Raw genomic sequence first — 7,456 nt, 5'->3', positions numbered from 1 at the left:
CCCTCGAAGTGGTCCAGGCCGAGGCCGTGCGGCCGGCCGCCGAAGTTCGACCTGGCCGACTATCGCGAGCGCCATGCGGTCGAGTGCGGGATCAACCGCCTCAAGAGATACCGCGCTGTGGCCACGCGCTACGACAAGCTTGCCGTCCGCTACGAGGCGACCGTACTGATCGCAGCTGTCAACGAATGGCTTTGATCGGAGGTGGCTTTCCCGTCCTCGTTCACCAGTCCCGGCCGGCGGTCAGCTCCTCCGCGTCCGCGCCCATGAACCCGTATCCGGACGCGAGAAAACAAAACTCGTCACAGATCCATTCACGCGCAACCGTCTCGATCTCCCTGTCCAGCAGGTTGAACTCCTCCGTCGCAGCCTGGGTGAGCGCATACAAGGCCTCCAGATCCGGCGGCTGCTCGGCCTCAATTCGCTCGCACAGCCGCAGCAGGATCGCCTTCCCGTTGTCGACCACATGATCAGGGAAGTACGAGTCGTCGTACATCTGCCGCAGGAATACGTGGCCCGCGACCTGCTGGTTGATCGGCATGGGACTTCCCTAACTGCGCGAAAAGCTGACGCGCCGATCATGCACGGCGCCGCTGACAACGACGCCACCCATGCACATCAGCCACACGTAACCAGGACTTTCACGACAGGCCCAGGTCCGGCCCCGTGTCAGCAGGGCCGGTTGGAAGCCGTACCGCGGGCCGAGCACTGTCACCTGGTCAACGACCGGGCGGAGACTCGGCTCCCCCGGCCGGCGTCCGCCGCGTGGACCAGCACGGTACTGATTCCCCGCCTGCCGCGCCGGTCTCTTCCGGGGCGGCGCACCGCCGCCTGCGTCACCGTCGCCTGCCTGGTCGTCGCCGTAGCGCTTGAGGGGGGACGCCGTAGTTGTCTCCGGCCCGTGAGGGGGCTACGGAACGCAGCGCGCCTGCATCCGGACCCGGGCTTCGACGAGGGCTTGAGGAACACCGGAACGAAGATCAGTGCCAGGAGATTGTCGTATGTGGGTTCAGCGAGTGATCGAACTGACCGGGTGGGAACCGCTCGGGATCTCCGTCGACTGGGCGGCGATCGAAGGAGAGCCGGGGGTCCCGCTGCCGGCGGACTACAAGGAGCTCTACGAGACGTTCGGCGGGGCGTCTTCTATTTTCTGGGGCGCGACGAGGGCGTCTCGTTCGACTTCCTGACACAGTGGCGGGTCTCCCTGTCGGTCGACCGGGACGGCAGGTTCGGGGACGTCTCCGCCGTCTACCCCTATGCGATCTACGCGACGGGAGGCAAGGGGCTGGTCGAGTGGGGTTCCACCGAATGGGCCCACGAGTACTTCTGGCTGATCGATGCCGAGCGGCCGGGCGATTACCCGTCCTCGCGCGGTCGAATGACTGCGGCCCATGGAGCCGGTACGACATGTCCACTTCTGAGTTCCTCTACCGCGTCCTCGCCGATGCCGATTTCCAACCTTTCGGGATCGCGCAGTACGACCTCGGCACGACGTTCGAGCCCGGCTCCGGAGGCCCTTTCGACGGTCGGCCGCTCTGACGGAGAGGCTGGCCGTCCCCCGTTCGTGGACACGACAGTGCCGTCGTCTCCCATCGAGATCCGTGACCACATGATCATCGAATGCCTCCAGAACCAGTCGCCGAACGCTGTTCCTGGAGATCAACGAAGCCAGCCGTCCTCGGAGTGGGCTGCGCAGACGAATCCGGCATGGGGTTGACATGCCACCCGCCTCGCGGCAAGCGGCCGACAGGAACGATCAGCGGCGGCGCGGCCTCACAGTGACATCCAGCAGTAAAGCCGCTCACCGGCCTCGTGAGCCCGTCTGGAAAGAAGGAAGCGTTCCTCGGCCAGTGGCTGCGTTTCCTCGAGGCTCGCTTCTTGGAGTTCCTCCGCCTGTACCCATCTGGCGACGACCGCGGGAACTTCGGAGTCCCGTACTCCGGCCAGTGTGTCCCTTACCAGGGGACGGAGTTCCGACACCCACGGTCCCGTCGCCCACGGCTCGTCCTCGGACACGAGGCCGTCCGGACCCGGTTCCGGGGAGGTCGGCCACACGGTCGTCTGCTCCACCAGGTCCACCCGCCACTCCGTCCGGCGGATGGCGGCGACCAGCTGCCCCAGGACGACGACCGGATCCACGCGCTTGGCGTCGACTCCGTCGAACACCGGGGGTTCCGCGTGGAGTGGGGATCCGCCGTCCGTCTCCTCCAGCGACTGCACCACCGCTGCGGCGTTCGGTGCGCGGAAGTAGTCGGTCAGAACACCCATCGCTCTTCTCCCGGTCTCAGTGTCTCGGGAGGCAGTAGATCAGACGGAGCGGCAGTGTCAGTGGCCGGTCCTAGGATCGCGTCGCACGCAGTGATCAGTAGTGCTGCCGGCCAACCAACCGACCGAGCGGAGAGCGCCGTTGTCCTCGATACATGACTTCGCGACCTGGGAGCCGCTGCTGCGGCTGGTGCGGGATTCCCACGCGGAGCAGCTTGCCGCGCCGGGTGGTTGCTTCACGGGCCAGATCAGTCTCGGCAGTTGGACCCTGCCCGCGCAACAGCCGCGCCCAGTGCCAGGGCGAGCCCTGCAAGTGGCAGACATGCAGGACCAGTTCACCGCCGTGGAACGGGTCCAGGCCGCCCTCAGGGCCGACGGCGCGAGCGGCGTGTCGTACATGGTCGAGACGGCGCCGGACGGGAAGACCGTGCTCCATGTCATCGACGCGGGGCCCGCCGTGGAGCACGGCGTCAGGAGCCCTTTCGTGGGAGCCCTGCTCCTGGTCGAGGGCGCCGTTCCCGAGCCCTGGCGGCGCCTGCCCGAGGAGGTCCCGGGCGCGGCGCCGGCGCCGTCGGCGGACCCGGCGCTGCTGGAGCGGACCCTTCGCGAGCGGCTCCCCGACGCCATCGGCGCCACCGAGGAGGAAATAGCCGCAGCGGAGGCGCGCCTCGGTGTCACGCTGCCCGACGAGCTCAAGGCCCTCTACCGCGTCACCCGTGCGCGGTGGCAGGACTGGAGCGGCGACTACGCGGCGCAGGAACGCGTCAGCAAAGCGGTCGGCTGTGAGCTCCTCCCCCTGGACGGGCTCTACATCGCGGACGCCTGGTCCCGTCCCTGCCCTTGGCAGTTCGCCGCCAAGGACGCGGTCGTCACCGCACCGGACGCCGCCGTGCAGGGCCTCGTCGGCTCGCCTGGCTGGATTGCCTTCGGCGACAACGGCGGCGGCGACCGGCTGGCCCTCGACCTGACACCGGGCCCGGGCGGACACGCCGGGCAGGTCATCATGATCGACCACGAGCGGAGCATCGGGGCCGCACTGCGCGCCGACTCCCTCACCGACATGGTGGTCAACCACCGCGACGACTGGCGCTCGGACGATGACTGGAACCGTCCGCCGGTGGTGGCCCAGGTGAGCACCCACAGCCCGGGCGGCATGGTGGCCGCCGCCCGGCCCGAGCTGGAGGTGCTCCGGATCGGTGGTCGGAAGGGCGAGCCGGTCGGCCTCGCCCCGGTCGCCGGCCTCCCCCGCCTGCGGACGCTCACCGCCTCCCCGGGCACGCTGGCCGATCCCCTGGAGATCGCCGGGCTGACGGGTCTGGAGTACCTGAGCCTCGGCCCCGAGGAGTGGCGCGTCCTGCTCGACGCGGGCGCCGTCCCCCGGAGCCTGTCGGCCGCCGCCATCGATGTGCAGGGCGAACAGCACCCGCTGCCGGTCCTCGACCTCGCCAACGAGCTCCTCGCCCTGTGGGACCGCCCCCTGATCACCCGGACCGTCCTCGAAGGCGACCTGGGCACCGACCGGACGGCCGGGGGCACCCGGTGAGCGACGGCGGAGTGGAGGAGATGTGGGCGCCGTCGCCCGCGTACAGGGTCGAGACCGGTACCGAACCGCTGGACCGGCCGGCCCGGAACTCGTTGGGCGGGTGGCCCTACTTCGACGACGACCAGGAGTGGCCGCGTTGCTTCTGCGGCGAGCGGATGGCCCTGTTCTTCCAACTGGACCTGCCGGACGACATCGAGTTCTTCGGCGGAGAACACCTGTCGGTCTTCCACTGCGCCCACCACAACGACGCATCCGACCCGGTGACGGCCGACGGCCGCCTCGTGCCCCGGTTCTGGGAGGCTCCGCAGCCGCCGTTCCCGGGCTCGTTCTGGCGGGTGCTGCTCCAGCGTGACCCGGGGGTGCCGGAAACGGAGCCCGAACCGGCCGTGCGCGCCCTGCCCCTGACCCTGCGGCCCTTCGTGGACGCGCACGGGCCGTTCGACGTGCATTTCAAGGTGGGTGGTACGGCGGCCTGGGCACAGTGGCCCGAGCGGTATTGGTGCGCGTGCGGCACGGAGATGGCGTTCCTCTGCGAGGTACCCGAGTACCAGGAGTTCGGCGTCCACCCCGGGGCCCCGGTGCAGCCCTACAGCATCCGGGACGACGCCTACCTCCTGTTCCTCGGCAACGAGGTCTACCTGTTGGCCTGCCCGGCGCGTTGCGATCCGGCGGCCGTCTTTCCGGTGAACCAGCACTGACGCCGAGTCGCCGGGGCGCGTGCCGAAAGCAGATCCTGACCATGGGACGATCTTGGTTCGCGGCACATGGAGATCTGACGGACGAACCATGGGCTGTGCTGGAAGCGTCGTTGCCGAGGGGTGAGAAGTCCGGCCGGCCGCGCCTGGTCAGACGGTGGTGAACCGCAGCTCCGGGCGCTCCCACGCGACCTTCGGCGGCGACGGGGCGACCGTCCCCACTCGCTCGGCGCCCAGGCGCCGGTAGAACTCCTCGGCTGGGGGATGAGAGACCACGCGGAGGTCAGTCAGACCGGCCTCCCTGGCCTGGCCGACCATGTGCTCGATGAGGAGCCGGCCGATGCCCCTTCCCTGTGCGCTGTCCGCCACGAACGCCAGGTCCAGCTCCGGTGGTTCCAGCACCAGGGCGTAGAAGCCCAGCAGCCGCCCGACCGCATCGACGGCCACGAAAACCCGGTGCCGGGCGATGTAGTCGGCGGTGACTCGGTAACTGGAGATGATCGAGGCGTACTTCCCCCGGTAGGCGCCGGATGTCAACGGCCGCATAGTTCTCCCCGTAGGCGGCCAGGAGTTCGCCCCGCTGGCGGCCGTGGAGTCGGGTTCTGATCCACTTCTTGTGGAGCGGTGACACAGCGTCACAACTAGCTGGAAGGATGGCCATTCGTGTGACTGCAGCGTGTTCTCGACGTTCTCGACGGCGTTCTCCCATCTGTCCTCCGTAGTGGTGGACGAGGTCAGAACGGACGGCGGCGGGATAGCCCTCGCGGCGCGAACAGCGACGCGCGAGGCGGCTTGTCCGGACTGCGGCGCTGTGTCCGGCCGTGTCCACGGTGGTTACCGGCGACGTCTTGCCGACCTCGCGGCGGCCGGGCAGGAGGTCGTGATCGACCTGCTGGTGCGACGGTTCCTCTGCCCGGCAGCAGAGTGCGGTCGTCGCACGTTCGTCGAGCAAGTGGACGGGCTCACCGAGCGATTCGCGCGGCGCACACCGCTCCTGCGTCGCTCGCTGGAGAAGATCGCACTGGCGCTCGCCGGACGTCCGGGCGCCCGGCTGGCCGCGCACCTGTCCATCCCGACGAGTGCGAACTCCCTGCTCAGACTGGTACGCAGGCTTCCGGACAAGCACGTCAGTGCCGCACCACGTGTGCTGGGCGTCGATGATTTCGCCCTAAAGAAGGGGCACGTCTACGGAACGATCATCTTGGACATGGAGACCGGAGAACGCGTCGACGTCCTGCCCGACCGCACCGCGGAGACCCTCACCGCGTGGCTCCGCGCACACCCTGGAGCCGAGATCGTCTGCAGGGACCGGGCCAGTGCCTACGCCGAGGCCGTACGCACCGCCTGCCCCGACGCGATCCAGGTCGCGGACCGCTTCCATTTGTGGAAGAACCTGTGCGAAGCCGTCGAGAAGTGCGTTGTCACACACCGGAGTTGCCTCGCCGAGCCTATCGAGGACGCTCCCGCTGACGCCACCGTCGGGCACGAGGACGCGGCGGTCCAGGAGGAGGTGCCCGGGCGGCCGGAGGGGATGCGCGTGATCCGGCGCCGCGAGCGTCACGCTGCCGTGCACGCCCTCTATGACAAGGGCGTCCCGATCCAGGCGATCTCCGACACGCTCGGGCTGGACCGCAAGACGGTACGCCGGTATGCGCACGCGGCCACGCCCGAGGATGCGTCGCTGGGCACCGGCTCGCGGCGCTACGGCCAGATCCACGCCTACTCGCCCTACCTGCACCGACGTTGGAACGAGGGCTGCACGGACGCGGCACGGCTCCACGCGGAGATCGTCGAACTCGGCTTCACTGGCAGCAAGCGGACCGTGCGCCGGCACCTCCAGGAGATCCGGGCCAGCGGCAAACCCGCACCCGACAAGCCCAAGACACTGACGGTCCGCACGGCCACCTGGCTGATCACCTCGCACCCGGACAACCTGGACGAGAGCAGCACGCTCAAGCTCAAGAAGCTCCTGTCCCGCTCTCCCGAACTCGACGCCGTCGCCGCGTGCGTCCGCTCCTTCGCCGCGATGATGACCGAGCGCCGAGGCAGCGACCTGGAGAGCTGGCTCGCCAGCGCCGAGGGCACCGGGATGAAGCCGCTGCAGAGTCTGGCCCGTGGCCTGCGACAGGACTTCGATGCCGTCACCGCCGGCCTCACCTGGGAATGGAGCTCGGGCAAGGTCGAGGGCAACGTCAACAGAGCGAAAAGGATCAAGAGGGACGGGTACGGTCGTGCCGGGTTCGACCTCCTCCGGCTGCAGATACTCCTCGCCGACTGAAGGCCGTCACCCTCCGCAACCGCCCCACAAGAAGTGGATCAGAACCGCTTGCCACGGCCGCCGTCAGCCGAACTCGGGATCGTCGCGATGGGCGTCGAACAGCGCGTTCGCCCGGTGGGCCTCGGTGATCTCGGCCCAGGTCACCGGTCGGCGAAGCCACCGGTAGTAGTGCTGGCGAGCAAGCCCCAGTACCCGGCACGCGACCGCAACCGGAATCTTCTCCGCGGCGAGCTCTCTCACGAGCGGGTAGAGCCTTTTCCCGGCAGGTTCGCCTGCGACAGATACGCCGCAGCCCGGCGCAGGACCTCATTCTCCTGCTCCAGCAGCCTGATCCGCTTCTTCAGCTCACGGTTCTCCGCCGACTCGGACCTCGTGACACCAGGCTCCTCACCGTCCTCCGCGGCGGCCTGACGCAGCCACTTCGACAGCGTCATCTCATGGACGCCGAAGTCCTTCGCGATCTACGCAAGGGTGACGCCCTTCTCGCGGTTGCGCGCCACACGCACGACGTCGTCACGGAACTCTTGGGGATACGGGACAGGCACAGCAACATCCTTCCAGGCCGCCCCACGGGCAAGCCAGATCAGATGTCACCAGACCGTGCAGCAGTCCCTACCCCCACCACGTCCGTGACAACACCAGATACGCGAGACCCCGCCCATCCGCCACGGGGGAAGT

The 7,456-nt window shown here is 68.7% G+C and carries 11 protein-coding genes; 6 read left to right on the top strand and 5 right to left on the bottom strand.

All coding sequences use genetic code 11. The features are described 5' to 3' along the window. Positions 1 to 195, top strand: a 195-nt coding sequence (locus StrepF001_RS43525) for a transposase (RefSeq protein ID WP_165396574.1), incomplete at its 5' end; no start/stop codon positions are given. 25 nt (positions 196 to 220) lie between these two features. Here StrepF001_RS43525 and StrepF001_RS43520 read toward each other — a convergent pair. Next, on the bottom strand, positions 221 to 538 hold the full coding sequence (locus StrepF001_RS43520) for a DUF5713 family protein (RefSeq protein WP_129803600.1): 318 nt from the start codon (positions 536 to 538) through the stop codon (positions 221 to 223). Between the two features lie 460 nt (positions 539 to 998). Between StrepF001_RS43520 and StrepF001_RS43515 the strand changes: the two genes are divergently transcribed. Then, positions 999 to 1,184 carry an SMI1/KNR4 family protein gene (locus StrepF001_RS43515; RefSeq protein WP_129803599.1) on the top strand — a complete coding sequence of 62 codons (186 nt, stop codon included), beginning with the start codon at positions 999 to 1,001 and terminating at the stop codon, positions 1,182 to 1,184. A gap of 220 nt (positions 1,185 to 1,404) precedes the next feature. Then, positions 1,405 to 1,536: a hypothetical protein gene (locus tag StrepF001_RS49890; RefSeq protein WP_276322899.1), complete on the top strand. Its 132-nt coding sequence runs from the start codon at positions 1,405 to 1,407 to the stop codon at positions 1,534 to 1,536. A gap of 234 nt (positions 1,537 to 1,770) precedes the next feature. On the opposite strand, the gene StrepF001_RS43510 is transcribed toward StrepF001_RS49890, so the two are convergent. Then, on the bottom strand, positions 1,771 to 2,265 hold the full coding sequence (locus StrepF001_RS43510) for a hypothetical protein (protein WP_129803598.1): 495 nt from the start codon (positions 2,263 to 2,265) through the stop codon (positions 1,771 to 1,773). A 139-nt stretch (positions 2,266 to 2,404) separates the two neighbouring features. Here StrepF001_RS43510 and StrepF001_RS43505 point away from each other — a divergent pair, with 139 nt between their 5' ends. Further along, positions 2,405 to 3,805, top strand: a complete 1,401-nt coding sequence (locus StrepF001_RS43505; protein WP_129803597.1) for an SMI1/KNR4 family protein — start codon at positions 2,405 to 2,407, stop codon at positions 3,803 to 3,805. Beyond that, a complete protein-coding gene (locus tag StrepF001_RS43500; RefSeq protein WP_240797985.1) occupies positions 3,802 to 4,503 on the top strand; it encodes a hypothetical protein in 702 nt (233 codons plus the stop codon). Before StrepF001_RS43505 ends, StrepF001_RS43500 begins: the two co-directional genes overlap by 4 nt. 147 nt (positions 4,504 to 4,650) lie before the next feature. On the opposite strand, the gene StrepF001_RS43495 is transcribed toward StrepF001_RS43500, so the two are convergent. Continuing rightward, a complete protein-coding gene (locus StrepF001_RS43495) occupies positions 4,651 to 5,046 on the bottom strand; it encodes a GNAT family N-acetyltransferase (RefSeq protein WP_129803596.1) in 396 nt (131 codons plus the stop codon). A 130-nt stretch (positions 5,047 to 5,176) separates the two neighbouring features. Between StrepF001_RS43495 and StrepF001_RS43490 the strand changes: the two genes are divergently transcribed. Beyond that, on the top strand, positions 5,177 to 6,778 hold the full coding sequence (locus StrepF001_RS43490) for an ISL3 family transposase (protein WP_129803595.1): 1,602 nt from the start codon (positions 5,177 to 5,179) through the stop codon (positions 6,776 to 6,778). A gap of 63 nt (positions 6,779 to 6,841) precedes the next feature. On the opposite strand, the gene StrepF001_RS43485 is transcribed toward StrepF001_RS43490, so the two are convergent. Beyond that, positions 6,842 to 7,018 carry a hypothetical protein gene (locus tag StrepF001_RS43485; RefSeq protein ID WP_206307156.1) on the bottom strand — a complete coding sequence of 59 codons (177 nt, stop codon included), beginning with the start codon at positions 7,016 to 7,018 and terminating at the stop codon, positions 6,842 to 6,844. Continuing rightward, positions 7,015 to 7,212: a hypothetical protein gene (locus StrepF001_RS43480; protein ID WP_129803594.1), complete on the bottom strand. Its 198-nt coding sequence runs from the start codon at positions 7,210 to 7,212 to the stop codon at positions 7,015 to 7,017. Before StrepF001_RS43480 ends, StrepF001_RS43485 begins: the two co-directional genes overlap by 4 nt. Positions 7,213 to 7,456: the final 244 nt, after the last annotated feature.

This window comes from Streptomyces sp. F001, assembly GCF_004187715.1.
GTDB lineage: Bacteria > Actinomycetota > Actinomycetes > Streptomycetales > Streptomycetaceae > Streptomyces > Streptomyces flavusporus.
The sequence above is the reverse complement of the archived record's forward strand: the minus strand, read 5'-3'. Positions and strand labels throughout refer to the sequence as shown.

Excerpts from the sequence above, each read along its gene's own strand:
- StrepF001_RS43480 (WP_129803594.1), bottom strand. The coding sequence starts at position 7,212 with ATGACGCTGTCGAAGTGGCTGCGTCAGGCCGCCGCGGAGGACGGTGAG.
- StrepF001_RS43515 (WP_129803599.1), top strand. The coding sequence starts at position 999 with ATGTGGGTTCAGCGAGTGATCGAACTGACCGGGTGGGAACCGCTCGGG.
- StrepF001_RS43495 (WP_129803596.1), bottom strand. The coding sequence starts at position 5,046 with ATGCGGCCGTTGACATCCGGCGCCTACCGGGGGAAGTACGCCTCGATC.
- StrepF001_RS43510 (WP_129803598.1), bottom strand. The coding sequence starts at position 2,265 with ATGGGTGTTCTGACCGACTACTTCCGCGCACCGAACGCCGCAGCGGTG.
- StrepF001_RS43520 (WP_129803600.1), bottom strand. The coding sequence starts at position 538 with ATGCCGATCAACCAGCAGGTCGCGGGCCACGTATTCCTGCGGCAGATG.
- StrepF001_RS49890 (WP_276322899.1), top strand. The coding sequence starts at position 1,405 with ATGTCCACTTCTGAGTTCCTCTACCGCGTCCTCGCCGATGCCGATTTC.